Genomic DNA, 21,567 nt, shown 5'->3' with positions numbered 1-21,567 from the left:
TGTTTTGGGCGATTTTGTGTCTGCTCGCGGCGGGGCGGTCGTCAAATCGGCAGCCTCACGTCGGAGACGAAAGCGTCGCGCACCCAGGAGATGAAGTCGTTCCATGCCCCGGTGACCAGGGCCAGCCCGACGGCGATCAACAGCACACCGCCGACGATCTGAATGGTCCGGGTATGCCTGCGCAGCCAGCCCAATCCGTTGGCCGCCCAACTGGATCCCAGCGCCAGCACCACGAACGGGATGCCCAGGCCCAGGCAGTAGGCGATCACCAGGACGACACCGCGGGCGACGCTGGCACCGTCGGTGGCCGAGGCGACGGTGATCACCCCGGTCAGCGTCGGACCCAGGCACGGTGTCCAGCCCAGCCCGAACACCGCGCCGAGCAGCGGTGCCCCCGCCACACCGGCGAACCGGCGCGGGGTGAACCGAGCCTGGCGCTGTAGGGCCGGGATGAAGCCGATGAACGCCAGACCCATGACGATGGTCAGCACCCCACCGACGCGTTGCAGCACAAGCTGATTGGTGATCAGGGTGGTGGTCATCCCCAGCACCGCCACCGTGCCGAGCACAAAGACCAGGGTGAAGCCGGCGACGAACAGCAGCGCCGACCCGGCCACCCGCAGGCGCTGAGTCCGCACGGCCACCGGGCCTGACGTATCGTCCACACCGACGACCGCCGCGAGGTAGGACAGATAGCCGGGAACCAGCGGAACCACACACGGCGAGGCGAACGACACCAAACCGGCAAGCACGCAGACACCCAGGGCCAGCAGCAGCGGGCCCGCGGCGGCGGTCTGCGCGAAACCGGTCATGGCGTGCCCGGTTTCGGCTCGGCGGCCAGCCGCTGAACCACCGGCAGCAGGTCCTCGGCCAGCAGTTCGCGAAGGAACACCGCGGCGACCCGGTGTTGCCGGTCGAGCACGACCGTCGACGGGATCACCGTGGCGGGGTACTTGCCGCCGAAGGCGATCATCGTGCGCATCGCTGGGTCGTAGATCGACGGGAACGTGACCTTGCGGTCGACGACGAAGTCCTGCGGCGCGCTGATGTCGTTGTCCCGCACATCGATCCCGAGGAACGCCACTCCCAGGTCACGGGTCTGGGCGTAAACCTGCTCCAACTGGGTGATTTCGGACCGGCACGGCCCGCACCATTGACCCCACACGTTGATCACGACGACTTTGCCCTCGAAGTCCTTCAGCGACAGGGTCTTCGAGGTGTCCATCAGCTCTGGACCGGACAGCGGTCCCGGGGTGCCGCGACTGCTCGGCGGGTCGTAGAAGATGTCGGTCTTGCCGCCCGGGGCGACGAACTCGAACGTGCCGCCCTGAGCGACAGCGTCGTCACCGGTGGAGCAGCCGACCAACACCGTCGCCGCCACCAGAAGGACCAACAGCCGCTTCACCGCCCGGCGAGCTCCGAGTATCCCCAGCCGACGTACTCATTCCCATCGAAGTAGAACGACGTCACCGATGCCAGGTTGCACAGCCGCCGGGTCGGAAAGTGGTGCAGCTTACTACCGGTCATGGACCGGCGCAGCGTCTCGACCGGCAGCTGATGGCTGACGCAGACCGCTTCGTGCCCGGCACCCCTGACCCTGGCCCGCTCCACCGCGCGGCGCATCCGCTCGGCGATCTCCCGGTAGGGCTCGCCCCAGGTGGGTGTGCGCGGGTTGCGAAGATGCCACCAGTTGCGCGGGTCGCGCAGCGCCCCGTCGCCCGGCGAGACCTTCTCACCCTGAAACACGTTGTGCGACTCGATGAGTTCGTCATCGGTATCGATGGCCAAGCCGTGGTGCGCAGCGATCGGCGCGGCCGTCTCCTGGGCGCGCTCCAGAGGCGACGCCACCACGTAGACGATGTCGCGGGTGGCCAGCCAGCCGGCCACCGCCTCGGCCTGGGCGCGGCCACGATCGGAGAGGTGGAAATCAGGCAGGCGCCCGTAGAGGATGCCCTCCGGGTTGTGGACTTCGCCGTGGCGCATGACGTGTACGACGGTTCGGCCGCTCACTGCTTGGCTCCTGCGGCAGCGCGAGCCGCCGCCGGCAATGCCCCGGCGATTCGGTCGAAGGCGGCGTCGTCGAGCGCGGCTGAGACGAACCAGGTTTCGAAGGCGCTCGGCGGCGCGTACACCCCGGCGTCGAGCAGGGCGTGGAAGAACGCCGGGAACCGCCACGTCTCGCTGGCCTTCGCCTCGGCGAAGTTGGTGACGGGCGACTCGGTGAAGAACACCGACAGGAAGTTGCCGGCCCGCGGAACCTGATGGGCCACACCGGCGTCGGTGAGCGCATTTGAGAGCAGCCCGGCCAGCCGGTCGGCGTTGGCGTCGAGGGCGGCGTAGACCGCGTCGTCGGCGTTGCGCAGGGTGGCCAGTCCGGCGGCCACCGCCACCGGGTTCCCGGACAGGGTGCCGGCTTGATACACCGGACCCAGCGGGGCCAGGCGTTCCATCACGTCTCTGCGACCGCCGAATGCCGCGGCGGGCAGCCCACCGCTCATCACCTTGCCGAAGGTGAACAGATCGGCATCGACGGGATCGAGCCCATACCAACCACTTCGACTCATCCGGAACCCGGTCATCACCTCGTCGATGATCAGCAGCGCGCCGTGCTCTGCGGTGATGCGTCGCAGCGCGGCGTTGTAGCCGGGCAGCGGCGGCACAGCGCCCATGTTGCCTGGGCACGCCTCGGTGATGACCGCGGCGATGGTGTCACCGAACTTGGCGAAGGACTCCTCCACGGCGGCGACATCGTTGTAGGGCAGCACGATCGTGTCGGCGGCCGTGGCGCCGGTGACTCCTGGCGACGACGGCAGACCCAGGGTCGCGACACCCGAACCGGCGTCGGCGAGCAGCGCGTCGACGTGGCCGTGATAGCAACCGGAGAACTTGATGACCTTGGAGCGGCCGGTGAAGCCGCGGGCCAGGCGCACCGCACTCATGGTGGCCTCGGTGCCGGAGTTGACCAGGCGCACCCGCTCGACCGGTTTCACCCGGGCGATGATCTCGGCGGCCAGTTCGGTTTCCCCGGGCGTCGGCGCCCCGAACGACAGGCCGTCGGCGGCGGCGCGCTGCACAGCCTCGACGACGGCCGGGTGCGCGTGCCCCAGGATCATCGGGCCCCACGAGCACACCAGGTCGATATAGCGGTTGTTGTCGGCGTCGGTCAGCCAGTAGCCCTTGGCGGAGGTGATGTAGCGAGGCGTGCCGCCGACGGAGTTGAAGGCCCGGACCGGCGAGTTCACTCCACCGGGGATGACTGCGCAGGCGTCGGCGAACAGCCCGGCCGATGCCGCCGTGGAGGCGGCCTGATCCGTACTGCTCATGGCCACCAGTGTCCCAGACCGAGAGCATGCTCAACTACAGGGTGTAGGAGTGGGTTCGTTCGTCCGCCTCGGAGCGACAAATGGCAGGCAGAAGCGGTCACAAGTCCGCCGAGATTGAACTCACGCCGCACGAGTGCGAGTGACCTGGTGCGTGGCTGCAATCTCACGCTGGAGCGCGTCGTCCGGCCACCACGTGGCCTTGAGGTACGCCCCGGTTAGGAGTTGGATCGGGTGATGCAACTGCCGCAATGGCTGGCCAGGTTCAACCGGTATGTCACCAATCCGGTGCAGCGGTTGTGGGCCGGCTTCGTTCCGACGATGGGGATCCTCGACCACGTCGGCCGCCGCTCCGGGCGGCCATACCGCACCCCGTTGATGGTGTTCACCACCGACGATGGCATCGCCATCCTGCTCACCTACGGGCCCAACCGGGATTGGCTCAAGAACATCACCGCGGCCGGCGGCGGGCAGCTCACCCGCTACGGACGAACCTTCACCGTCAGCAATCCGCGCGTGATGCCCAAAACCGAAGCTGTCCATCATATTTCGGCAGGTTGGCGTCCGCTGGTCAGGATGCTGCCGTTCGAGTCCGCAGTACTGCTGACCCGCTCCTGACTAACGACCAGGCGCACAGCCCCACGGTGACGGTCTCGGCCAGCACGCTGATCACCGCGTGCGGTGCCGGCTGCCAGCCATGTTCGACGAACCCCTGCAACCCGACCGTGCGCGACATCGCGAACGCACCCAACGAACCGAGCGCGGCCACCAACGCCACGGCACGCAACCACGCCGGCCCGCCGACCGCGATCAGGATGGCCAGCGCGAGGAACACGCTCGTCAGCACGAGGAACCCCCGACCGACGACCGGGACGGCGGAGTACCCGTGCAGATAGAGATAGCCGTGGCTGGCCGCGCTGACCAGCAGGCTCGCGGCGATGCCGAGGTTCACCAGACGGCTCATCGCAGGGTCTGCTCTTTCAGGGCGAGCACGTTCTGGCCGCGGGTGTAGCTGACCTCGCGGATGCCGAGGGCATCATGCAGCTGACCGGCGGGCAGCGTCAGCGGCTTGGGAGCGGGCCCGTCACCGGGATGGGGCAGCGGGTAGGCCGTGGTGGTGGCGCTGTAGAACGTGACGTTGCCCTCGGTCTTCGAAAACAGCTGGTGGACATGACCGTTGAGGCACGTCACCGACGAGAACCGGCGCAGGTAACTGAGCGCCTGGGTGGCGTCGTCGGTGCCCCAGCCCCAGTCGGGGTACATCGCGAACAGCGGGATGTGGCTGAACACGATGATGGGGGTGTCCGACGACAGCGACGCCACGTCCTTCTCGACGAACTCCAGCTGGTCCGCCCCGAGATGCCCCAGTTTCTTCAGGTTCAACGTGTTGACCAACCCGATGACGTGCACGCCCGCGATGTCGAAGCTGTACCAGCCGTCACCTCGGGTGTCTGCGCCGAACACCGACCGGTACTTCTGCCCGGCGTCGTCCACCGAGTCGTGCTCGCCCGGCACGGTGAAGACGTGCGGGGTGTTCAGGGCGCCCAGCATCTGGCTGACCTGGTCGAACTGGGCGGGGGTGGCCAGATGGGTGAGGTCACCGGTGTGGATGACGAAATCGGGCGTGTACCCGAGACTGTTGACCTGCCGGATGGCCCGCCCGAAGGATCCCGTGACGTCGGCATTGGCGGCGCCGGTGAACCCGATGTGGCTGTCGCTGATCTGAGCGAACCGCAGCGTGGGCCGGGCGTCGGTTGCGGCCGGGGCGCTCGCCACGTGGGACAGCACCTCGCCGCCGACGACAGCCAGCCCGACGGCCGCGCCGAACCAGGCGCCGTGCCGGATCAGCTGGCGCCTGCTCATCTGGTGCGGGTCGCCGGTCACGCGCTCACCACCACGGTGCCGTGCATGAACGGGTGGATGCTGCAGATGTAGTCGACACTGCCCGCCTTGGTGAACGTGAAGCTGTACGTGGCGTTGGCATCCAGGCCCGGCGAGTGGAACGAGCCGTCGTTTGCGACGACGGTGTGCGGCTCCTCGTCCTTGTTCGTCCAAGTGACGGTGTCGCCGACCTTGACGGTCAGGGTGGCCGGTGTGAACGCGAAATTGGTGATGTTGACCGCTGTTCCGGCGATGGGCGGGGCGGACACGGCTGTCGTGGCCTGTGGCATCGGCATACCGGGCATGTTCGACATCCCCGGCATGCCAACCGATGTGCCGCCGTTTGGCGCGAAATCGACGGTCGGCGGTGGGGCCTTCGCCGGTGTGGAGCACGCAGCGGCGCCGACGACGACCGCCAGGCATGCCAGCGCGGTACGGGTGTGATGCATGGAAGCTGCCTCCTCGGCTGAACCAAGTCCGCGGCGCGGACCGTCTCATCAAGAGGTAGGGCGGCGGTTACACGCCGACGGTCGGGTAACCCCGCCGCCTATCTCCTATCGATGAGTGGAAGGCAACCGATGATGGCGGCGGACGACGATCCACGCCCACGACCCGAGCTACGTCTGGTCGCCGACGCGCGCTATCCCGATTGGGAAGCCGTGTACGACGACAACGTCACGTGGGTCTACCGGCTGATCTTCGGCCGGGTGGGAAACCGCGCCGACGCCGAGGACCTGACCTCGGAGGTCTTCCTGGCCGCGATGCGGCCGCTGCGTCTGACCGCCAGCATCGCCGAAGTGCGTGCCTACCTGCGGGCCACCGCCCGCACCGTGCTGGCCGCGCACTGGCGGGCCACCCTGGGCGCCGAGATCACCGCCATCGAGGACGTGCCGGCCACCGTATTCGGTCCCGCCGCGCCGAGCACCGCCCCGCAGCGCGTCGCCACGCTTCTCGGCGCCCTGCCCGACAACTATCGCCGGATACTGGAACTGCGGTTCCTCCAAGGCTGTTCGGTGCGGGACGCGGCCGCTACGCTCGACATCAGCGTCGCGAACGCGAAAGTGTTGCAGCATAGAGCGTTGCGGCTGGCCGCACAGATCAGCGAGGGGGCCCTGCCATGACCCGCCGCGATCTTCGCCACTACATCGACGACATGCTCGCCGGCCGCCAGCCGAAAGGCTTCACCCCCGACGAGTTCGAGGCGACCCAGCTGCGCACCGCGATCGACCTCGCCGCCACCCGCGAGGACGCCGGCGAACCCCGACCGGAATTCGTCGACGGGCTCAAAGCCCGGCTGGCCGCCGACATGTCGTCGGATCCGACATCTTCGACGAGCACACCACCCGCCAAGCAAGCCATGTCAGCCACCCGCCGACAGGTGATCGTCGGCACCTCCGCGGCGGCAACGGCTGCGGTCGCCGGGGTTGCGGTCGACCGGATGGTGGTGCGCCCGCACACCGGCGACCAACCCGTCGCCGACGCGGAGTTGGTGCCCACCGACGGGGCGTGGCAGACCGTGTCGTCCAGCGCCGACCTCTCCGAAGGGGCAGTGCGCGCATTCGATCTGGGCTCGGTCAACGGATTCGTCCGCCGGGTCAACGGCCGGGTCGACGCCGTGTCCGGCGTGTGCACCCACCAGGGCTGCAAGCTGTGGTTCGACCAGGGCGATGACCGGCTGCGCTGCCCGTGCCATTCGACATCGTTCTCACCGGCCGGCGCCGTCGTCACGCATGCCCTGCCGATCACCCCGAAACCGTTGCCGCACTTCGAAGTCCGCGAGCGCAACGGCGTGGTGGAGGTGCTGGCTCCACCACCGCGGACGACCTGAGAGCTGTAACCTGCGCGCCTATCTACAAATATGTACAGCAACCTCATTGCAGCAGCACTCGTCGGCATCGCCCACGTCGTGTCCTCCGGAACCGGATCGGCACCCGATATCGTCAGCGAACTTCAGGCCCAGGGTTATCAGGTGCAATTCAACGGTCAGCCGAGCGATGGGCTGTCCCAGTGCACCGTCACCGGTGTCCACCAGGCAGCGCCGGTGGCGTATGTGGACTTGGACTGCCCGGCCGGTACTTAAACCGGTACCACGCGCAGCACTTCGGGCAGGCTGGGCAGGAAGTGCTTGGTGGCGAAAGCCCGTATATCTTCCGCGGTTTCGAGCGGTACCGGGCTGGGCAACAGCATCGCCATCAACGCGTAGCGCCAGATGTTGTCGGCCAGTTCATGGACGGCCTGAGGCCCGATCCGGTCGGCGAACCCGGGCGGGAAGATCACCTGCAGCGCCGCCTCGATTCGCTGGACCGCGGCGCCGTAATGCAACCGGGCCAGCTCCAACGTCAGCGCCGGCTCGTCGACGACCATGCGGTTGAGCACCCGGTGCCGTCGGGATCGCAGGATCGCCTGAGTGAACGCTTCGACGTAGTAATTCGACTGCGGGCGAGCGGTTTTCAGGTCTTCGGCGATGTCGTGGAACAACCGTAGGTTTTCCCGGTCCATCACCGCGGCCACCAGGTCGTCCTTGTTGGCGAAGCGCCGGTAGATCGTCGTCCGGCTCACCCCGGCCCGGCGGGCGACGTCATCGAGGGCGACCCGGCGAATGCCATGCTGATCGAACTCGACGAGCGCGGCGTCGAGTATCGCTTCGGTCGACTGGTCAGCCATGCCCTGCCTGCGCGAAACCCTTTGCGGCGTAGCGGTTATAGCGGACATTCATGGGAAGATGATCCCACAGCCAGTTCACCGGACGCGAGCGCCAGAACGCCGCGAAGCGCTGATAATTGCGCTCCTTGCGATCACTCCACGGCAGGCCGAGAATCTCGCGGGTGCGCGGCGGCATCCCGCCGGTGGTCAGAAACGCCGCGACGGGGTTGAAGACCGGTGCCACCAACCGCCAGACGATCGGGTTCACGGCTTTGGGTCGCGGGAATCCCTTGGTCACGTAGCCGACACCGTAGACGGCGGTCCGGTGCGCCACCAGCACCTCGTTGATCATCCGGTCCCAGTAGCGCTCGAACTCGGCGTAGTCGGCAGGCATCGGGCGATCACTGACGCCGTAGCGGCGATACCAGGTCTTGGACTCCAGATACATCTGCTCCTTCTCCTCGCGCGAAAGCCGCTTGACGAAGGTGTCGGCGAAGTACAGCGCCTGATCGAAGAAGGTGGCGTGCGCCCAGTAGTAGGTGTCCGGATCCAACGCGTGGTAGCGGCCGGCCTTTCCGGGCGGGCCAGGCATGTCGCCCTTGATGTTGTGGTGAAAGTCGCGGACGCTGGCGCCGGCGTTGTCGTCCTCGCTGCCGTAGACGGTCATGAAGATCGGCGGCAACGACCGTTTGATCCGGGCCGCGGTGTCGGCGAACCACACCGAATGGTCGAGCACACCCTGTCCGAGTTCGGCAAGCATGTTCTGCAGCACTGCCGGACGCGGGCCGATGAGGAACATCCGGTTGTCGCCGAAGTAGCGCCACACCAGTGACTGCGGGCCCAGCGGGAGGGCGTCGGTTGCGGAGTCAGATTCGGCGAGGTCCGTCATGTGCAACAGTGTTACAGATTTCGCACTTTGTACCAACCGCTTCGTGACGAGCGTCACCCCACCGCCGAGATCGACGAAATGCGGGGATCTACTCGCACTTTCCCGGCCAATCGTCGGTTTGGGCGGAGTCAGGAGAAGCGCTTGAGCCGCAGGCTGTTGGTCACCACCAGCACCGAGGAGAACGCCATGGCCGCGCCGGCGATCATCGGGTTCAGCAGGCCCAGCGCCGCAAGCGGGATGGCCGCGACGTTGTAGCCGAACGCCCAGAACAGGTTCTGTTTGATGATCCGCAGGGTGCGCGACGACAGCCGCAGTGCGGTCGGGACGGTGCGCAGGTCCCCGCGGACCAGCGTGATGTCCCCGGCCTCGATCGCGGCATCGGTCCCGGTGCCCATCGCCATACCTACGTCAGCGGTGGCCAATGCCACCGAATCGTTGACCCCGTCCCCGACCATCGCGACCTTGCGTCCCTGTGCCTGCAATCGGCTGATGGCGTCGGCCTTCTCCGAGGGCAGCACGCCCGCGATGACGTTCTCGGCCGCGATACCGACCTCGGCGGCCACCCGCGCGGCAACGGCGGTGTTGTCGCCGGTCAGCAAGATCGGCGTGATGCCCATCGCCTTCAACTCGGCGATGGCCTCCGCGCTGGTCGGCTTGACCGCGTCGACCAACCGGATCACCCCGCGGTGGTTGCCGTCGGCGCGCACCTCGACGCTGGTGCGCCCGTCGTCGTCCGATGCGCGGGACACCTGCACCCGCACCCCGTCGACGACGCCGCTGACGCCGGTCCCGGGGTCGTTGGCGAAGTCGCGCACCGCGGGCACGGTCAGGCCCCGCTCCCGGGCGGCCGCCACGATCGCGGCGGCCACCGGGTGCTCGGACGCCGATTCGACCGCGGCCGCCTGAGCTAGCACCGCGTCGGCGTCGTCGCCGGTTTCGGTCTCGACGGCAGCCACGGCCATCGAGCCGGTGGTCACCGTGCCGGTCTTGTCGAGGACGACGGCGTCGATGCCGGTGACGGTCTCGAGAACCTGCGGCTCCTTGATCAGCACCCCGAGCTGAGCGCCGCGGCCGGTGCCGACCAGGATCGCCGTCGGTGTCGCCAGGCCGAGTGCGCACGGGCAGGCGATGATCAGCACGGCGACCGCCGCGGTGAACGCCGCCGTGGCCGAGCCGCCGGCCACCAGCCAGGCAATCAGAGTGACCGCCGCGATGCCCAACACCACCGGCACGAAGATCGCCGACACCCGATCGGCCAGCCGCTGGATGGATGCCTTCCCGCTTTGTGCGTCGGAAACCATCCGGGCCATCCGGGCGAGCTGGGTGTCACCGCCGACGCGCTTGGCGCTCACCAGAATCCGGCCGTAGGTGTTGACTGCTCCGCCGAGTACCTCGTCACCCGGGCCGACGTCGGCGGGCACCGACTCCCCGGTCATCGCCGAGGTGTCCAGCGCCGACGCGCCGTCGACGATCACGCCGTCGGTGGCCACCCGCTCTCCGGGCCGCACGACGATGACATCGCCAACGTTCAAGTCCTGCACCGGAATTCGAACCTCTGCGTCGTCGCGCAGCACGGTCGCCTCCTTTGCACCCAGCGACAGCAGCGCCCGCAGCGCCGCTCCCGCCGACCGCTTGGCTTTGGACTCGGCGTACCGGCCGGCCAGGAGGAACACCGTCACGGCGGCCGCGACTTCGAAGTAGACGTGGCCGTGCCCGTGCTCGGCGGCGCCGGTCAGCACCGCGTACAGCGACCACAGGTAGGCGGCCAGTGTGCCGATCGACACCAGGGTGTCCATCGTCGAGGATCCGTGGCGCGCACTGTTCAACGCGGCCTTGTGGAACGGATAGCCGCCCCAGAACACGATCGGGGTCGTCAGCGCCAGCACCACCCACAGCCATCCCGGAAACTGCCACGGCATCACCATCGACAGCGCCACCACCGGGACCGCCAGCACCGCCGAGCCGATCAGCCGGGGACGCAGCTCTTCACTCGGGACGTCGTGGTTCATGTGGTCGCCGCCGTGGCCCGAGTGGTCCACCACCGACGCGTGATAGCCGGTGGATTCCACGGCGTGGATCAGATCACCCTCGGACACCTGCGGGCCGTGCTCGACGTGTGCGCGCTCGACGGCGAAGTTCACCGTGGCTTGCACACCGTCCAGGTCGTTGAGGCCGCGTTCGATGCGAGCCGCGCACGACGCGCAGCTCATGCCGGTCAACTGAAGGTCGGTTGTCGCCATAACCCGATGATACCCCTAGGGGGTATCGTGTCCAGTGCCTACTGCATCACCACAACAACACGCCGGCCTCGTCCTCGGGCGGTTCGGGATCCTCCTGGTCCGGCGGGTCGGGATCGTCGTCCGAGCTGTCCGGCGGGGGCACCGACCACAGGTGCCGAGGCCGTCCGGCCGTCACGATGACCCGCCCATCAACCCCGGACAGCGGCCCCCGCGACGCTCGTGGATCGCGTCGATCAACCCCGAGACAGGCACCAAACAGCCAACCGCCAACCCGTCAAGACCACCCCGGCCACGCACCTCGGCGGAGAACTCGCCCATCACGGGCAGTTCGGCCATCACCGCGAGCAAGCCGCACGCGACCGGCCGGGGCTCCGCCGGAAGGCCCGCAACCGCGTCCCGCAGCGCGCGGCGCGCCGCGTCGGCCAAGGCGCGGACCCGGCACTGGTCGAACGGCTCGAGGCCCGCGTCGGACACCGCGAGACCGGGCTGCCGCCGTCGAGTGCGCAGCCAGCCCTGGTTGACCAGCTGTTCCCGCACCGCGGTGATCGCTTCGTGCTGGTCACCGGCGATCAACTGCGCCCACGTCGCCCGATTGTGAACGCCCACCTGGGCGAATTCGGCACGCAGAATCGGATCGTCGGGACTGGCCGCCCGGGCCGGGACCGGCCTGCCGGCACGCTCCACCAGGAAACCCCGCAGATACAGATCCGTCAGCATCGCGGCCCGCAACGCATAGCCGAAGAGCTGAGGATCGTAACCGTCGAACCGACCGCTCCGAGGATCGAACGCGAGCAGGAACAGCTGCCCGTGCAGGGTCGAGGGCACGGCGGAGAACTCAGACGTCGGATCGCCGATGCGCCCCATACCGCCTCCTCGCTCCCCGTCTCCAACTCTGGGTACCCGACCGCGCGAGGACATCCGTAGCCGACTACTCAATTTTTGGCCCGCTGTGGATAGCCCAGAGTGAGAGAATGGGCACACCGACGACGAAGAGATGACCCGGATGACACTGACCCACATCGAGGCGCGGTCAGCACCGACCGAACACATCCCCGTACGGTGCGTGGATTCCGACGTCCACCCGGTACCGCGCCGCGGAGTGCTGATCGACTACATCCCCGAGCCCTGGCGCACCAACTACTTCCTCTCGCACCCCATCGGGGAGCAGATCTACTACGACGCCCCCGACTATGCGCACGCCTATGCGATGCGCACCGATACCTTCCCGCCCGACGGTGAGTTCGCCGGCACCGACCCTGATCTGGCGTTTCGCCAACTCGTCATGGATGCCGGTGCCGACATCTGCATCCTGGAACCGCTGGCTCCCGGGGCGCGGCTGGCCGACGCGGCGCAGGCGTCGGCCATCGCGACCAACCGCTGGCTCGACGAGCACTGGCTGGACAGCCGCAACAACTGGCACCAGCGCTGGCGCGGCTCGATCAGCGTGGCGATCGAAGATCCGGCCGGGGCGGCCCGCGAGATCGAGCAGTGGGCCGGCCACCCGTACATGTCGCAGATCCTGATCAAGGCCGAACCCCGGCCGTCATGGGGTGACCCCAAATACGACCCGATCTGGGCGGCCGCCACCAAACACGACATCACGGTCAGCTGCCACCTCGGCCGGGGGAAGTTCGAGACCCTGCCGATCCCGCCGGTCGGGTTCCCCAGCTACAACCACGACTTCATGGTCAGCTACTCACTGCTGGCCGCCAATCAGGTGATGAGCCTGATCTTCGACGGCGTCTTCGACCGGTACCCCACGTTGCGGATCGTGTTCGTGGAGCACGCATTCAACTGGATCCTGCCGCTGATGTGGCGGATGGACGCCATCTACGACGCGCGTAAATCGTGGGTCGACATCACGCGCAAGCCGAGCGAGTACGTCAAGGACCACATCAAGTTCACCACCCAGCCGCTGGACTATCCCGAGGACAAGACCGAACTGTTGCGGGCCTTCGAATGGATGGAATGCGAGAAGATCCTGCTGTTCTCCTCGGACTACCCGCACTGGACATTCGACGACCCGCGCTGGCTGGTCAAGCACCTGCCCGACCATGCCCGTGACGCTGTGATGTGGCGCAACGGCGTCGAGACTTACAAGCTGCCTACGACGGTTCCAGTGCTGGAGGGGCAGACTCGGGTGTTCTGAGCTGTACGGCGGTGCGGGCCCGCCTGGCCCGGATCAGACCGGCCACACCCAGCACCGCGAGCACCCCGGCCAGGGTGAGCAGCAACCAGGTCAGCATCATCAGCGGCGGGTTGAAGACCGCCGAGGTCGTCGAGGGCTGACCGTCGGTGACAGGCGCCACGACCGCCACGCTGCGCGCGGCCAAACCGGTCATTACGGCGCCGGCCAGCGCCAGGGCCGCCAGGACCAACTGGACGATGTGCCTCACGAGGCGTCCACCGTCTCGCCCTCGACCAGTGCGGTCAGCGCGGCACGCAGAGCGCGATGGTTGCGCGCCCAGGCTTGCGCGGTGCGCTTGCCGGTGAGCTCGACGCCGATGCCGGTCCGGCCGCGGGGCACCCCGGACAACTCTCCCAGCGCCCGCGAAGTCTGCCACTTCTCCAGCGGCTCCCGCGATTTCACCGAATGCTCAGCCGGCGGGAACACCCGCATGATGTGGGTCAGCTTGGTGACCTCGGTGCCCTGGCGCAGGGCGTCGCGGGTCAGTTCCACGCTGGTGTGAATACGGGCCGCCTTGACCTGGATGTAGAGGAAGCCGGTGACGAGCACCAGGAAGATCAGCGGCACGACCGGCTGGAATCCCACCCCACCCTTGATCTGGATCAGCAGCATCGCGATCGCCGACGCCGGCCCGGCGACCAGCCAGTACCAGCTGGCGCCGGTTTCGAAGAACAGCCGCTCCGGCTGCTCGGTCAGCTGATCGTCAGACATCGGACTCCGGGGTGTACCACTCCTGGGCCGCGGGTCGCATGATCAACACCGCGGGAACGAGCACCAGCACCAGGGCGAACAGCCACACCAGGCCGCCGGTCATCACCGAGAACAGCGCCAGCAGTATCGCCAGCGCGACCGAGAGCGCCACCGCGGCTCGCCGGAAGCGGGTGTCACCGCCACGGGTCCGGCCTGCGATGTAGCTCAACAGCGCGCCGGCCACGATCCACAGCACGCCGGCGCCCCGGAAGAACACCGGAACCGGGCCGGTGGAGAACACCAGCAGTAGTCCGCCCAACATCAGCACGATGGAGCCGGCCAGCCAGCACCAGAACGCGATCGAGACAAGGCGCGGCCGGGGTTGGGTTGCGGTCATGGTCGGGCCAGCCTATCGGGTCACTTGCTGAAGAACCCGTGCGCGTCCGGCCGGTGCAGCAGGTAGGCGCCGCCCATGATCAGAACCGAACCGATGATGCCGGTGACCGCGAAGACGACCGCTTGCACGGTCTCCCGATCGGTGCTGAACAGGCTGGCCGCGGTGTAGATGACGCTGGCCACGCCGCCACCGGTCAGCACCGTTCGGGTCCAGCGATAGCCGGACCGCATCAAGAACAGGAACGTGACGACCACCGCCGACACCGTCACCGCGAACAACACGGTGATCCCGATGACGAAGAACGACGAGTGCTTACTCGCGGTGAAGTACGCGTCGACGAGGTAGCCGATGACCATCAGCGGTAGGGCGATGAGCCACAGCCAGAAGCCGGTATCGACATCGGCGGGACGCGTGGGAGCCGCGGGCGGCTGCTGATGTGTCACGCCAGCCAGCCCGCGACGTCAGCGGCCCAGTAGGTCAGCACGATGTCGGCGCCCGCGCGCCGGATGCTGGTCAACGACTCCAGCGCGGCAGCACGCCCGTCAATCCATCCGTTGGCCGCGGCCGCGCTGATCATCGCGTACTCCCCCGATACCTGATAGGCGGCAACCGGAACCGGCGAGACGTCGGCGGCCGCTCGCACCACGTCCAGATAGGCCATCGCCGGCTTGACCATGATGATGTCGGCCCCCTCGTCGAGGTCGAGAACGATCTCGCGCAACGCTTCCCGCGCGTTGCCGCTGTCCTGCTGATAGGTACGCCGGTCCCCCTGCAGGCTGGACGCCACCGCATCGCGGAACGGTCCGTAGAACGCCGAGGCGAACTTCGCGGCGTAGGCCAGGATCAGCACGTCGGTGAACCCGGCCGAATCGAGACCGTCGCGGATGGCCGCCACCTGACCGTCCATCATGCCGCTGGGCCCCACCACGTGGGCTCCCGATTCTGCCTGTGCCACAGCAAGTTTGACGTACTGGGAGTTGGTGGCGTCGTTATCGACCCGGCCCCGGGCGTCCAGCACACCGCAATGCCCGTGGTCGGTGAACTCATCGAGGCAGGTGTCGGCCATCAGCACGGTGTCGGTGCCGAGGTCCTTGGCAAGGTCGCGCAGCGCCACGTTGAGGATGCCGTCGGGGTCCACCCCACACGAACCGAGAGCGTCCTTGTCCGTTTCGCGAGGAACACCGAACAGCATCACGCCGCCGACGCCGGCAGCCACCGCCTGTTCGGCGGCGCGGCGCAGCGAATCGCGGGTGTGTTGATAGACCCCCGGCATCGAGGCAATCTCCCGAGGCTCGTCGATCCCGTCGGCGACGAACATCGGGAGCACCAAATGCCTTGGCTCCACCGTGGTTTCGGCGACCAACCGGCGAACCGCCGGGGTTGAGCGCAATCGGCGCGGGCGCTGCCTCGGGAACGACATGTAACGGCTTCCGGTTAGCGGCGTCGGCTCTTCTTGCGCGGCGGCGGCAACGCTCCCTCGGCACGCAGCCGGGCGGCATGCTCGGCCAGCGCGTCGACCAGCGGACCGACCGCAGCGGTCTCCGGCTGGACGTCGACCCGCAGCCCGAACTCCGCGGCCGTCTCCGCCGTCTTCGGCCCGATGCACGCCACGATGGTGCGGGCGTGCGGCTTTCCGGCGATGCCGACCAGGTTGCGCACCGTCGAGCTCGAGGTGAAGCACACCGCGTCGAACCCGCCGGTCTTGATCATCTCGCGGGTCTCGGCCGGCGGCGGTGCCGCACGCACGGTGCGGTAGGCGGTGACGTCTTCGATCTCCCAGCCGCGGTCGCGCAGGCCCTCGGCCAGGGTCTCGGTGGCGATGTCGGCGCGCGGCAGCAGCACCCGGTTCACCGGATCGAAAATGCTGTCGTACTCCGGGAATTCGTCGAGCAGACCGAGCGAGGACTGCTCACCGGCGGGCACCAGCTCAGGGCTGACGCCGAAGGCACGGACCCGGTCGGCGGTCGCTTCGCCCACGCAGGCGATCTTCACGCCGGAGAAAGCCCGCGCGTCCAGACCGAACTCGCCGAACTTCTCCCAGACCGCACGCACCGCGTTGGTGGAGGTGAACACCACCCACTGGTAGCGCCCGTCCACCAAACCCTTGACGGCCCTTTCCATTTGGGCCGGGCTGCGCGGCGGCTCGACGGCGATCGTGGGCACCTCGATGGGCAGTGCCCCATGGCCGACCAGCCGGTCGCTCATCTCGCCGGCCTGATCCTTGGTGCGCGGCACCAGCACGGTCCAGCCGTACAGGGCCCGGCTCTCCCACCAGTTCAACTTCGCGCGGTGCGCCACCGTCTTGCCGATGGTGACCACCAGCGTGCCGGTCAGCGGACCTGCCGGATCGCTGTTGCAGGCCAGGGTGGCGCGGTCGGTCAGGCCGTGCAGGGTGGTCTCGACCGAACGCTGGCCACAGGTGGTGCCGTTGGAGGTCACCACACACGGCGTGGCCTCGGCCAGGCCGTACTCGATGAGGGTGCGCGCGGCCTCGGGAAGGTGCGAGGCGCTCGCGGTGAGGATCAGCGGGCCGGGTGCGGCGGCCAGGGCCGCCCAGTCGACCTCGCCGCGCACGTCGGCCACGGTGTGCGCCGATCCCAGCGGCAGACCCGCGTAGGTCGGGACCGCGCTGGTGGCGGGCAGGCCGGGAACGATCTCGAACTCGGCGTGAGCCCGCGCGACGGCGTTGACCTCGGTGATGACCGAGTCGATCGACAGCGGATCCCCGGCGACCAGGCGCACCACGTCGAAGCCGGCCTTGGCCTCCTGGACCAGCGTCTTGGCCACCTCGGCCGGGTCACCGAGCGCGGGCCGGATGTCCGGGCCGACGGAGACAACCGGCGGCGCGGTCTCGTCATGACCGTCAGCAGGGGGACCGTCCGGCGCCGGCGCGGGGCCGGACGCCGGTGGCAGGTCGGTGCCGACCGTGCTCAGGACGGCCGGTGGCACGTCGGGATCGGTGAACACCAGCGCGGCGTTGGCCAACACGGTGCGGGCTCGCGTCGTCAACAGGTTGGGGTCACCCGGACCCGAGCCGACGAACGTGATGTGTCCCGGCTTCGCCTTGCGTCCCCGACCGCTCACATGACCAGTCATCGCTTCACTCCCGCCTACCGCTCTACGTGCGGAGTCTGTACCGACATGACCTCACGCGCACCGAGCTCGAACAACTCCGCGGCGACCGAGAGCCCTAGCTCTGCGGACCGGCCGGGGGTGCCGATACCGGACGCACGAATCACGTCGGATCCGTCTGCTGCCGCCACGCATGCGCGCAGTGACAGCTCGTCGAAGACGCGGCCGTCGTCATCGATGGACTCGACCACTTCGGCGATCGCGCCCACCGGTGCGGAACAACCCGCCTCCAGTTCGGCCAGCAGGGTTCGCTCCGCGGTGACCGCGACGCGGGTGTCGGGATCATCGAGTGATCCCAACAGCGCCACCAGCTCGGTGTCGCCTGCGCGGCACTCGACCGCAAGCGCACCTTGGGCCGGCGCTGGCAACATCTGCACCGGCTCCAGCGTCTCGGTGACATCGCCGAGTCGTCCAAGACGGGCCAGGCCCGCCCGGGCAACCACGATGGCGTCGAGATCACCACTGCTTACCCTGTTCAACCTGGTATCTAGGTTGCCTCGTAGGGGGCGGATTTCCAAACCGAGACCCAGTGCTCTAAGCTGCGCGGCCCGTCGCACCGAGCTCGTGCCGATCACCGAACCCGCAGGCAACTCCCCCAAAACCATGCCGTCGCGGGCCACCAAGGCGTCGCGGGCGTCCTCCCGGGGCGGGATCGCGGCGATGGTGAACCGCTCGTCGGATGCTGTCGGCAAATCCTTGTACGAGTGCACCGCCATGTCGACGCGGCCGTCGGCGATGGCTTCCCGCAAGGCGGCGGTGAACACCCCGACCCCGATTTCGGCGATCGGCTTGTCGGAGCGGTCGCCGGCGGTGCTGATGATGATCAGCTCGGCGCGGTGTCCGCGCTCGATCAGTTGGTCTCTGATGGTCCCCGCCTGCGTGGTCGCCAGCAGGCTGCCCCGGGTACCTATCCGGATCACCGCGTCGTTACTGCCGGCCAACCGCGCTACCCGGTGCCGTCGGTTCGGCCCTGATCGAATTCCGGTGCCAGCAGGGGCAATTCACCTGCGGCCACGGCATCGACGGCCTGCGGATCGAGTTCGAAGAGTTCGCGCAACGCCTCGGCGTAGCTGTCGCCGCCGGGCGCGCTGGCCAGCTGCTTGACGCGCACTGTCGGGGCGTGGAGCAGCTTGTCGACCACCCGCCGCACGGTGCGGGCGACCTCGTCGCGCTGGGCGTCATCCAGGCCCGGCAACCGGTTGTCCAGGCGCAGCAGTTCGGATTCGACGACGTCGGCGGCGCGCTGGCGCAGTGCGGTGACGGTGGGCGTGACCTCCGACATCCGCTGGCCGGCCAGGTAGCTGGCAACCTCGGCGGCGACAATCTGCCGGGCCGCTTCGGCGTCGGTGGCCGCGGCCCTGGCCGACGGCTCACGCTGCACGCGGTCCATGTCGATGACCGCCACCCCGGGCAGACCCGCCACCGCGGGGTCGACGTCGCGGGGCATGCCCAGGTCGCAGAGCACCAGCGGAGCTGCGGTCTCGTCGCGACGGACGCTGGCCAGCGCGTGGTGCACATCGGCCAGCGAGACCACCGGACGGACCGCGCCGGTGCAGCTGACCACGACGTCGGCGGCGGCCAGTGCGGCAGGCAGCTCCTCAAGGCTCAGCGCCTGCGCTGTGGCGCCCTGCTGGCGGATGCTTTCGGCGAGCCGCTCGGCGCGGGGCAGCGACCGGTTGAGGACGTCGATATGAGTGATGCCGGCGCGCAGCAGGTGAGCGACCGACAGCCCGCCCATCGATCCGGCGCCGACGACGGCGGCGGTGCGTCCGGCCAAGCCATCCGTTCGGCCGGCGGCGATGTCCAGTGCGACCGACACCACACTGGCGCCCGCGGTGTCGATCGCGGTTTCGGAGTGCACCCGCTTGCCCACCGACAGCGCGCGCTGGGACAGGTCGTGCAGGATCCGCCCGACGGTCTTGTTGGCTTCCGCGGTGGCGTAGGCACGTCGGACCTGGCCGAGCACCTGTTGCTCGCCGATCACCGCGCTGTCCAGGCCGCTGGCGACCGCGAACAGATGCTCGACGGCGGCTTCGGCGTAGCGGACGTAGGCGTACTTGGTCAGATCGCCCATCGGCATGCCGGAGTGCTCGGCGAGCACCTGGCCGATCGCCGACAGACCGCCGTGGAAGGCGTCGACCACCGCGTAGACCTCGACGCGGTTGCAGGTGGACAGCACCATCGCCTCGGTCACCAGCGGTGACTGCAGAAGCTGATCGACGATTTTGAGCTGGTCCGACTCGTCGGTGGACAGTTGCTCGAGAACGGAAACCGGAGCGCTGCGATGCGAAACTCCGAACAGCAGGACGCTCACGGCACGATCACCTGGCCCGCTCCCTCGCTGTGACGGAATGCTCCGTTAGTGAAACTTAGTTCCACGGTAAACGCTGCGCAGGCGGCTGGCCAAATTCCGCCGGTGTTCACCGCTGAGACAGGTCGGCGCGAAGCCTGTCGACATCGACATCCCAGTAGCTGTGCTCGCGCCCGTCGAGCAACACGACGGGCAGCCGGTCGCCGAACTCGGCACGTAAGGCGTTGTCCCCCGCGGCCGCAGCGGCGTCGACGTCGGTGGCCGACAGCTCGAAATCGAGTTCGGCGGCCAGTTCGGTGAGGCGCCCGTAGACCTGCCGGCAGAGGGTGCACCCGGCCCGGGTCAACAGCTCGACGTGTGCGCGGCTCATCTGAGCCAGTGTCGCAGTTAGGGTTGACCCATGGGTTCCGGGGACCACGACGAGGAGCTTGCCGGTGATGCCAGCGCGGAGCTGGCCGTCGACGAACTGGTCGCCGAGCAAGCCAGTGCGGTGGCCCGCGACGCGAGCATCGCCGCGGTTCGCGAGCCGGGGCCGGCGGCCGCCGAGCCTGCCGTGCCGCCACCTGCCGACCTCACCGCGGCCGCGTTCTTCGACGTGGACAACACGCTGGTGCAGGGCTCGTCGCTGGTGCACTTCGGCCGCGGACTGGCCGCACGCAAGTACTTCACCTACGGCGACATGGCCAAATTCATCTACGCGCAGGCCAAGTTTCAGCTCACCGGCCGGGAGAACAGCGACGACGTCGCCGAGGGCCGGCGCAAGGCGCTGGCGTTCATCGAAGGACGGTCGACGGCCGAACTGATCGCTGTCGGCGAGGAGATCTACGACGAGATCATCGCCGACAAGATCTGGCCGGGCACCCGGGCATTGGCGCAGATGCACCTCGACGCCGGCCAGCAGGTGTGGCTGGTCACCGCGACGCCGTACGAGCTGGCCGACACGATTGCCCGCCGGCTCGGCTTCACCGGCGCGCTGGGGACCGTCGCCGAGTCGGAGAACGGGGTCTTCACCGGCCGGCTGGTGGGCGACATCCTGCACGGGGTCGGCAAGGCACACGCGGTGCGGCAGCTGGCCATTCGCGAAGGGCTGAACCTCCGACGCTGCACGGCGTACTCCGACAGCTACAACGACGTGCCGATGCTGTCGCTGGTGGGCACCGCGGTCGCGATCAACCCCGACGCCGATCTGCGCGAGCTGGCCCGCGAGCGGGGCTGGGAGATCCGCGATTTCCGCACCGCACGCAAAGCGGCGCGCATCGGGGTGCCGTCGGCGCTGGCACTCGGCGCGGTCGGCGGTGCGCTCGCGGCAGCGGTCTCGCGCCGGCGCTGATTCACAGCGTCCGCCATACCCGCTGATAGGCTCCCCGGGTGTCAATCGCCAGCGACATCATCGGAACCCACTACCGCTACCCGGACTACTACCTCGTCGGTCGCGAGAAAATCCGCGAGTACGCCAAGGCGATCCAGTCCGACGATCCGCTGCACTTCAGCGAGGAGGCGGCCAAGGCCGCCGGTTACCCCGACGTGGTGGCGCCACTGACGTTCATCGCGATCCCGGGCCGCCAGGTGCAGCTCGACATCTTCCGCAACTTCGATGTCGGCATCAATATCGCCCGCGTCATTCACCGCGACCAGAAGATCAAATTCCACCGCCGGATTGTGGCGGGCGACAAATTGTTCTTCGATTCGTGGCTGGACTCGGTTGTCGAATCGCACGGCACGGTGATCAGCGAATTGCGCAGCGAAGTCACCGACGAAGAGGGCAAGCCGGTGATGACGACCGTCGTGACAATGATCGGCGAAGCCGGGGGCGACGAGGAAACCAATGCTCAGGTCGCGGCCATCGCCGCGGCAGCAATGGGCAGGCAACCCTAGC

The 21,567-nt window shown here is 68.2% G+C and carries 28 protein-coding genes; 7 read left to right on the top strand and 21 right to left on the bottom strand.

Annotated features, from left to right (window positions below; genetic code table 11):
* Positions 1-41 precede the first annotated feature (41 nt).
* Genes CRM90_RS02075 through hemL form a run of 4 tightly spaced genes read right to left on the bottom strand, consistent with a single transcriptional unit; the run spans position 42 to position 3,323 of the window.
* Positions 42-812, bottom strand: coding sequence for a cytochrome c biogenesis CcdA family protein (locus CRM90_RS02075; protein ID WP_102805325.1), 771 nt, complete (start codon positions 810-812; stop codon positions 42-44).
* Entirely contained in the window at positions 809-1,405 is a 597-nt protein-coding gene (locus CRM90_RS02070; RefSeq protein WP_102805324.1) for a TlpA disulfide reductase family protein, read from the bottom strand. Before CRM90_RS02070 ends, CRM90_RS02075 begins: the two co-directional genes overlap by 4 nt.
* Entirely contained in the window at positions 1,402-1,983 is a 582-nt protein-coding gene (locus tag CRM90_RS02065; RefSeq protein ID WP_102805402.1) for a histidine phosphatase family protein, read from the bottom strand. Before CRM90_RS02065 ends, CRM90_RS02070 begins: the two co-directional genes overlap by 4 nt.
* Before the next feature lie 23 nt (positions 1,984-2,006).
* Positions 2,007-3,323 carry a glutamate-1-semialdehyde 2,1-aminomutase gene (hemL, locus tag CRM90_RS02060; protein WP_102805323.1) on the bottom strand — a complete coding sequence of 439 codons (1,317 nt, stop codon included), beginning with the start codon at positions 3,321-3,323 and terminating at the stop codon, positions 2,007-2,009.
* A 234-nt stretch (positions 3,324-3,557) separates the two neighbouring features.
* Here hemL and CRM90_RS02055 point away from each other — a divergent pair, with 234 nt between their 5' ends.
* Positions 3,558-3,938 carry a nitroreductase family deazaflavin-dependent oxidoreductase gene (locus tag CRM90_RS02055; RefSeq protein WP_102805401.1) on the top strand — a complete coding sequence of 127 codons (381 nt, stop codon included), beginning with the start codon at positions 3,558-3,560 and terminating at the stop codon, positions 3,936-3,938.
* Here CRM90_RS02055 and CRM90_RS02050 read toward each other — a convergent pair.
* Genes CRM90_RS02050 through CRM90_RS02040 form a run of 3 tightly spaced genes read right to left on the bottom strand, consistent with a single transcriptional unit; the run spans position 3,892 to position 5,650 of the window.
* Positions 3,892-4,284, bottom strand: coding sequence for a hypothetical protein (locus CRM90_RS02050; RefSeq protein WP_102805322.1), 393 nt, complete (start codon positions 4,282-4,284; stop codon positions 3,892-3,894). The two genes, CRM90_RS02055 and CRM90_RS02050, sit on opposite strands and share 47 nt — an antisense overlap.
* Positions 4,281-5,204, bottom strand: coding sequence for a metallophosphoesterase family protein (locus CRM90_RS02045; RefSeq protein ID WP_102805321.1), 924 nt, complete (start codon positions 5,202-5,204; stop codon positions 4,281-4,283). The genes CRM90_RS02050 and CRM90_RS02045 overlap by 4 nt, the downstream gene beginning before the upstream one ends.
* A complete protein-coding gene (locus CRM90_RS02040) occupies positions 5,201-5,650 on the bottom strand; it encodes a cupredoxin domain-containing protein (RefSeq protein WP_102805320.1) in 450 nt (149 codons plus the stop codon). The genes CRM90_RS02045 and CRM90_RS02040 overlap by 4 nt, the downstream gene beginning before the upstream one ends.
* A 132-nt stretch (positions 5,651-5,782) precedes the next feature.
* Between CRM90_RS02040 and CRM90_RS02035 the strand changes: the two genes are divergently transcribed.
* Genes CRM90_RS02035 through CRM90_RS02025 form a run of 3 tightly spaced genes read left to right on the top strand, consistent with a single transcriptional unit; the run spans position 5,783 to position 7,281 of the window.
* On the top strand, positions 5,783-6,322 hold the full coding sequence (locus CRM90_RS02035; RefSeq protein ID WP_102805400.1) for an RNA polymerase sigma factor: 540 nt from the start codon (positions 5,783-5,785) through the stop codon (positions 6,320-6,322).
* Positions 6,319-7,029, top strand: coding sequence for a Rieske (2Fe-2S) protein (locus CRM90_RS02030; protein WP_102805319.1), 711 nt, complete (start codon positions 6,319-6,321; stop codon positions 7,027-7,029). The genes CRM90_RS02035 and CRM90_RS02030 overlap by 4 nt, the downstream gene beginning before the upstream one ends.
* 30 nt (positions 7,030-7,059) lie before the next feature.
* On the top strand, positions 7,060-7,281 hold the full coding sequence (locus CRM90_RS02025) for a hypothetical protein (protein WP_102805318.1): 222 nt from the start codon (positions 7,060-7,062) through the stop codon (positions 7,279-7,281).
* On the opposite strand, the gene CRM90_RS02020 is transcribed toward CRM90_RS02025, so the two are convergent.
* From CRM90_RS02020 to CRM90_RS02005, 5 genes are all read right to left on the bottom strand, one after another.
* Positions 7,278-7,865: a TetR/AcrR family transcriptional regulator gene (locus CRM90_RS02020; protein WP_102805317.1), complete on the bottom strand. Its 588-nt coding sequence runs from the start codon at positions 7,863-7,865 to the stop codon at positions 7,278-7,280. The genes CRM90_RS02025 and CRM90_RS02020 overlap by 4 nt on opposite strands.
* Positions 7,858-8,733: an oxygenase MpaB family protein gene (locus CRM90_RS02015; RefSeq protein ID WP_102805316.1), complete on the bottom strand. Its 876-nt coding sequence runs from the start codon at positions 8,731-8,733 to the stop codon at positions 7,858-7,860. The genes CRM90_RS02020 and CRM90_RS02015 overlap by 8 nt, the downstream gene beginning before the upstream one ends.
* A gap of 128 nt (positions 8,734-8,861) precedes the next feature.
* The gene (locus tag CRM90_RS02010) at positions 8,862-10,973 is read right to left on the bottom strand and encodes a heavy metal translocating P-type ATPase (RefSeq protein ID WP_102805315.1); all 2,112 of its coding nucleotides are present in this window, start codon (positions 10,971-10,973) and stop codon (positions 8,862-8,864) included.
* A 46-nt stretch (positions 10,974-11,019) separates the two neighbouring features.
* A complete protein-coding gene (locus CRM90_RS31285) occupies positions 11,020-11,148 on the bottom strand; it encodes a hypothetical protein (protein WP_286145607.1) in 129 nt (42 codons plus the stop codon).
* Positions 11,145-11,837 (bottom strand): GOLPH3/VPS74 family protein, encoded by a 693-nt coding sequence (locus CRM90_RS02005; RefSeq protein ID WP_158248975.1) that lies wholly within the window; start codon positions 11,835-11,837, stop codon positions 11,145-11,147. Before CRM90_RS02005 ends, CRM90_RS31285 begins: the two co-directional genes overlap by 4 nt.
* Positions 11,838-11,976: 139 nt before the next feature.
* Here CRM90_RS02005 and CRM90_RS02000 point away from each other — a divergent pair, with 139 nt between their 5' ends.
* On the top strand, positions 11,977-13,122 hold the full coding sequence (locus CRM90_RS02000) for an amidohydrolase family protein (protein WP_102805398.1): 1,146 nt from the start codon (positions 11,977-11,979) through the stop codon (positions 13,120-13,122).
* Here CRM90_RS02000 and CRM90_RS01995 read toward each other — a convergent pair.
* From CRM90_RS01995 to CRM90_RS01955, 9 genes are all read right to left on the bottom strand, one after another.
* On the bottom strand, positions 13,079-13,369 hold the full coding sequence (locus tag CRM90_RS01995; RefSeq protein WP_102805314.1) for a hypothetical protein: 291 nt from the start codon (positions 13,367-13,369) through the stop codon (positions 13,079-13,081). The two genes, CRM90_RS02000 and CRM90_RS01995, sit on opposite strands and share 44 nt — an antisense overlap.
* Complete coding sequence (gene mce1N, locus CRM90_RS01990) at positions 13,366-13,872, bottom strand: transport-regulating membrane protein Mce1N (protein WP_102805313.1); 507 nt, start codon at positions 13,870-13,872, stop codon at positions 13,366-13,368. The genes CRM90_RS01995 and mce1N overlap by 4 nt, the downstream gene beginning before the upstream one ends.
* Entirely contained in the window at positions 13,865-14,248 is a 384-nt protein-coding gene (locus CRM90_RS01985; RefSeq protein ID WP_102805312.1) for a hypothetical protein, read from the bottom strand. The genes mce1N and CRM90_RS01985 overlap by 8 nt, the downstream gene beginning before the upstream one ends.
* Positions 14,249-14,268: 20 nt before the next feature.
* The gene (locus tag CRM90_RS01980; RefSeq protein ID WP_102805311.1) at positions 14,269-14,691 is read right to left on the bottom strand and encodes a hypothetical protein; all 423 of its coding nucleotides are present in this window, start codon (positions 14,689-14,691) and stop codon (positions 14,269-14,271) included.
* Positions 14,688-15,668 carry a porphobilinogen synthase gene (hemB, locus tag CRM90_RS01975; RefSeq protein WP_102805310.1) on the bottom strand — a complete coding sequence of 327 codons (981 nt, stop codon included), beginning with the start codon at positions 15,666-15,668 and terminating at the stop codon, positions 14,688-14,690. Before hemB ends, CRM90_RS01980 begins: the two co-directional genes overlap by 4 nt.
* 14 nt (positions 15,669-15,682) lie before the next feature.
* Positions 15,683-17,344, bottom strand: coding sequence for a bifunctional uroporphyrinogen-III C-methyltransferase/uroporphyrinogen-III synthase (locus tag CRM90_RS01970; RefSeq protein ID WP_199189736.1), 1,662 nt, complete (start codon positions 17,342-17,344; stop codon positions 15,683-15,685).
* Between the two features lie 14 nt (positions 17,345-17,358).
* Entirely contained in the window at positions 17,359-18,300 is a 942-nt protein-coding gene (gene hemC, locus CRM90_RS01965) for a hydroxymethylbilane synthase (protein WP_199189746.1), read from the bottom strand.
* 26 nt (positions 18,301-18,326) lie between these two features.
* Positions 18,327-19,694 (bottom strand): glutamyl-tRNA reductase, encoded by a 1,368-nt coding sequence (locus CRM90_RS01960; protein ID WP_102805307.1) that lies wholly within the window; start codon positions 19,692-19,694, stop codon positions 18,327-18,329.
* A 106-nt stretch (positions 19,695-19,800) separates the two neighbouring features.
* The gene (locus tag CRM90_RS01955; RefSeq protein WP_102805306.1) at positions 19,801-20,061 is read right to left on the bottom strand and encodes a glutaredoxin family protein; all 261 of its coding nucleotides are present in this window, start codon (positions 20,059-20,061) and stop codon (positions 19,801-19,803) included.
* A gap of 30 nt (positions 20,062-20,091) precedes the next feature.
* Between CRM90_RS01955 and CRM90_RS01950 the strand changes: the two genes are divergently transcribed.
* The gene (locus tag CRM90_RS01950; protein ID WP_102805305.1) at positions 20,092-21,021 is read left to right on the top strand and encodes an HAD family hydrolase; all 930 of its coding nucleotides are present in this window, start codon (positions 20,092-20,094) and stop codon (positions 21,019-21,021) included.
* 38 nt (positions 21,022-21,059) lie between these two features.
* Positions 21,060-21,566 carry an FAS1-like dehydratase domain-containing protein gene (locus tag CRM90_RS01945; RefSeq protein ID WP_102805304.1) on the top strand — a complete coding sequence of 169 codons (507 nt, stop codon included), beginning with the start codon at positions 21,060-21,062 and terminating at the stop codon, positions 21,564-21,566.
* Position 21,567 lies beyond the last annotated feature (1 nt).

This window comes from Mycobacterium sp. ENV421, from assembly GCF_002887815.1.
Taxonomy (GTDB): domain Bacteria; phylum Actinomycetota; class Actinomycetes; order Mycobacteriales; family Mycobacteriaceae; genus Mycobacterium.
This window is presented reverse-complemented; position numbering and strand designations above follow the sequence as displayed.

Coding starts and splice junctions, on each gene's coding strand:
- CRM90_RS02075 (WP_102805325.1), bottom strand. CDS start 812: ATGACCGGTTTCGCGCAGACCGCCGCCGCGGGCCCGCTGCTGCTGGCC.
- hemB (WP_102805310.1), bottom strand. CDS start 15,668: ATGTCGTTCCCGAGGCAGCGCCCGCGCCGATTGCGCTCAACCCCGGCG.
- CRM90_RS02025 (WP_102805318.1), top strand. CDS start 7,060: ATGTACAGCAACCTCATTGCAGCAGCACTCGTCGGCATCGCCCACGTC.
- CRM90_RS02020 (WP_102805317.1), bottom strand. CDS start 7,865: ATGGCTGACCAGTCGACCGAAGCGATACTCGACGCCGCGCTCGTCGAG.
- CRM90_RS01985 (WP_102805312.1), bottom strand. CDS start 14,248: ATGACCGCAACCCAACCCCGGCCGCGCCTTGTCTCGATCGCGTTCTGG.
- mce1N (WP_102805313.1), bottom strand. CDS start 13,872: ATGTCTGACGATCAGCTGACCGAGCAGCCGGAGCGGCTGTTCTTCGAA.
- CRM90_RS02050 (WP_102805322.1), bottom strand. CDS start 4,284: ATGAGCCGTCTGGTGAACCTCGGCATCGCCGCGAGCCTGCTGGTCAGC.
- CRM90_RS02010 (WP_102805315.1), bottom strand. CDS start 10,973: ATGGCGACAACCGACCTTCAGTTGACCGGCATGAGCTGCGCGTCGTGC.
- CRM90_RS02035 (WP_102805400.1), top strand. CDS start 5,783: ATGGCGGCGGACGACGATCCACGCCCACGACCCGAGCTACGTCTGGTC.
- CRM90_RS02015 (WP_102805316.1), bottom strand. CDS start 8,733: ATGACGGACCTCGCCGAATCTGACTCCGCAACCGACGCCCTCCCGCTG.
- CRM90_RS02005 (WP_158248975.1), bottom strand. CDS start 11,837: ATGGGGCGCATCGGCGATCCGACGTCTGAGTTCTCCGCCGTGCCCTCG.
- CRM90_RS01955 (WP_102805306.1), bottom strand. CDS start 20,061: ATGAGCCGCGCACACGTCGAGCTGTTGACCCGGGCCGGGTGCACCCTC.
- CRM90_RS01970 (WP_199189736.1), bottom strand. CDS start 17,344: ATGACTGGTCATGTGAGCGGTCGGGGACGCAAGGCGAAGCCGGGACAC.
- CRM90_RS02040 (WP_102805320.1), bottom strand. CDS start 5,650: ATGCATCACACCCGTACCGCGCTGGCATGCCTGGCGGTCGTCGTCGGC.
- hemL (WP_102805323.1), bottom strand. CDS start 3,323: ATGAGCAGTACGGATCAGGCCGCCTCCACGGCGGCATCGGCCGGGCTG.
- CRM90_RS02000 (WP_102805398.1), top strand. CDS start 11,977: ATGACACTGACCCACATCGAGGCGCGGTCAGCACCGACCGAACACATC.
- CRM90_RS02065 (WP_102805402.1), bottom strand. CDS start 1,983: ATGCGCCACGGCGAAGTCCACAACCCGGAGGGCATCCTCTACGGGCGC.
- CRM90_RS01950 (WP_102805305.1), top strand. CDS start 20,092: ATGGGTTCCGGGGACCACGACGAGGAGCTTGCCGGTGATGCCAGCGCG.
- CRM90_RS02055 (WP_102805401.1), top strand. CDS start 3,558: ATGCAACTGCCGCAATGGCTGGCCAGGTTCAACCGGTATGTCACCAAT.
- CRM90_RS02030 (WP_102805319.1), top strand. CDS start 6,319: ATGACCCGCCGCGATCTTCGCCACTACATCGACGACATGCTCGCCGGC.